Source organism: Sulfurimonas sp. (assembly GCF_018698455.1).
GTDB lineage: Bacteria > Campylobacterota > Campylobacteria > Campylobacterales > Sulfurimonadaceae > Sulfurimonas.
On record NZ_JABIOQ010000004.1, the window covers coordinates 1 to 2,922 of the forward strand.

Consider the following 2,922-nt stretch of genomic DNA (forward strand, 5'->3'; position numbering starts at 1 on the left):
AACTACTGCTATTTTAGCTTCTATAATGAATGGTTCAGCAATCATAGGAGCCGAATCAAAAGCCTTTTCTTCAAATGTCCGTTATGATGAAACAACAGATATTATGCTTTTTGAAGCAGATGAAAGTGATGGAAGCTTTGTAAACTCAAATCCTTACTGCTCGCTTGTTATCAATGCAGAACCAGAGCATATGGAATACTATGACTATAATCATGAAAGATTTTATGACTCTTATAGAACATTTATAAAGTCTGCTCCATTTAAAGTCTTAAATGCGGAAGACCCATTTTTAGAGACACTTAAAGATGAAGTCGATGCTACATGGCTTTACCCTTCTACGGATATAACAGACATAGAATATGTACTTATAAACAATGAACCTCACACTCGTTTCAGACTCAAAGAGTTGGGAAGCTTTAATGTTTGGGGATTTGGAAAGCATATTGCACTTGATGCTGCATTAGCAATTTTAGCGGCTCATGAATCAATGGATATAGAGATAATTCGTGAAAACCTTTTAACATTTAAGGGTATCAAAAAACGCTTTGACATTGTTGGATTTGAAAAGAAGAGTGTTATCATAGACGACTATGGACACCATCCTACAGAAATCAAGGCTACTTTTGAATCCGTAAAAGAGTATGCTTTACTTAAAGGGTTTGACAAAATAACAGCTATTTGGCAGCCACATAAGTACTCACGAACCATAGATAACCTTGATGCATTTATAAAATGTTTTCAAGGTGTTCAAGAGCTCATTATTCTTCCTGTTTGGGCAGTTGGTGAAGCTCCTCGTGATATTGACTTTGAAGATAAGTTTAAACAGTATAACTTAACGATGGCAGATAAAATTACACGTGCAAACAATACAATTACAGTAGTAAAAGACAACAAAAATCTTGAAACACTCGAACATGGTCTCATCATCGGTTTTGGTGCAGGCGATATAACATCACAAATAAGAGGAATAGCTTAATGACATTTGTTATTGGACTGGTTGTAATTGGACTCTTTTTCCTAGCATTACATTATTTTACAGAGTTTAATAACTCACAAAAAGTTAGCATAGTAACGATAGTACTAGCTATTTTAGCGATTGCTGTTATGTTTAATGAATATAGTGAAGTACAGAACAAAAAAATGATGGATGCAACCATCGCGTTTAAACAAAATAAAACTATAAAATGTAAGGGTGTTGATGTAAATACAACGGGATTTACACTTAGTATAGGAACACACACATTTATAGGTAAAGCAGGCACGGTCAATGCTTCTGTAATGATTAGTGCTTCAGATTGCGAGTAGAGAACTCTAAAAAATCTAAACTAGAGTTACTTATAACTCAACTCGATTTAGAACAACATATAGAGGAGTTTAGAACTTTCTTTGCTCGTGAAAGTTCTCTTTATATAGAAGGCGATCAAGAACTTCATTTTCGTTATATTCAAGCACTTGATAAATTAGAATTCAAAGCCCCTCCAAAAATATCAGATTTTTTCACCATCAAGTCACATCTAAAGAAAAGTGGCGTTTTAAATTTTGAACAAGTTTTCGAAATAGTTAAAGTAGTAAGATACTTTCGTTATTTTAAAAACCGTAATCTTGATGGCATTATTGGCGAATGGATGTCAAAATTTGATATTGCTGAAAAATTCACTGAAGTAGAAAAGTATTTCACTAGTGATGGAAAATTTGAAGAAAATCTTGATGAGAACCTTTTTGGTCTAAGTATGCGAATCAAAGAGCATAGAAATACAATGTCAAGTTCTCTAAGACGTATGATGAGCAGTTCAAAACTTTCAGGATATCTTGTCGATACTCAAGTTCACTTTGTAAATAATGAAGATTGTCTTTTAGTACGTGGTGGATTTAACCATGTTCTAAAAGGTGCTGTAGTTGGTCGTTCAACTAGTGGTTTTTTTTATGTCTCTCCAGATAGTATTTTAAAGTCTAAAGAACAAATTCGTTATATCGAACAAGAAAGAGAAACTATATTTTACGAGTATGCTAAAGAGTTTTCATCTAAACTACATGAGCTCCAAGCTTTTATAGGTTTTATAGATAAAGAATTTGACAAGTTTGACAACTATCAAGCTCGCGTTTTATTTGCCAAGAGCAAAAATATGCAACTCATTAAAAGTAAAAACGACTCTAAAATCATTTTAAAGAACTTTATACACCCTGCTCTTTCAAATGCAAAACCTATTAATGTAGACTTTTCTAAAAACATACTTATGATTACAGGAGTAAACGCGGGTGGAAAGACTATGCTGCTAAAGTCTATTCTTGCATCTTCTTTTATGGCTAAGTACATTATACCTATGAAACTAGATGATGTAAACTCTCATATTGGCTCATTTAAAAGTGTTTTAGCCATCATTGATGACCCTCAAAATGTCAAAAATGATATTTCCACTTTTGCTGGACGTATGCAAGAGTTCTCTCGTATATTTGAACATAAATCTGCTCTTGTAGGTGTTGATGAGATAGAGCTAGGAACAGACAGTGATGAAGCAGCTGCTCTTTTTAAAGTTATACTCGATGATCTAATCAAACGCGGTCAAAAAGTTGTAGTTACTACACACCATAAACGCCTCGCCGCTTTAATGGCTGATAGAGATGATGTGGAGCTTATGGCCGCACTCTATGATGAAGAGCATAGAAAGCCTACTTATGAGTTTATGCAGGGCATCATTGGAAAGAGTTATGCATTTGAGACAGCCGCAAGATACGGTATAAATAACTCTATAGTAAAAGAAGCGAAAGCCGTTTATGGCGACAACTCTGAAAAACTTTCTTTACTTATAGAGCGTGGTTCACAACTCGAACGTGAGTTAAAACAAAAACATAAAAAAGTTGATGAGAAACTCGAAGACTTGCGTTTAAAAGAGTTAACTCTTAAAGAGACTAAAGAAGCTAATC

At 34.1% G+C, this 2,922-nt stretch carries 3 protein-coding genes; all 3 read left to right on the top strand.

Annotated elements, in window-relative coordinates; genetic code table 11:
* Positions 1–976, top strand: a 976-nt coding sequence (locus HOG88_RS00590; protein WP_295002111.1) for a cyanophycin synthetase, incomplete at its 5' end; no start/stop codon positions are given.
* Positions 976–1,305, top strand: coding sequence for a hypothetical protein (locus HOG88_RS00595; RefSeq protein ID WP_295002112.1), 330 nt, complete (start codon positions 976–978; stop codon positions 1,303–1,305). The genes HOG88_RS00590 and HOG88_RS00595, both read left to right, overlap by 1 nt.
* Positions 1,296–2,922, top strand: a 1,627-nt coding sequence (locus HOG88_RS00600; protein WP_295002113.1) for an endonuclease MutS2, incomplete at its 3' end; no start/stop codon positions are given. The genes HOG88_RS00595 and HOG88_RS00600, both read left to right, overlap by 10 nt.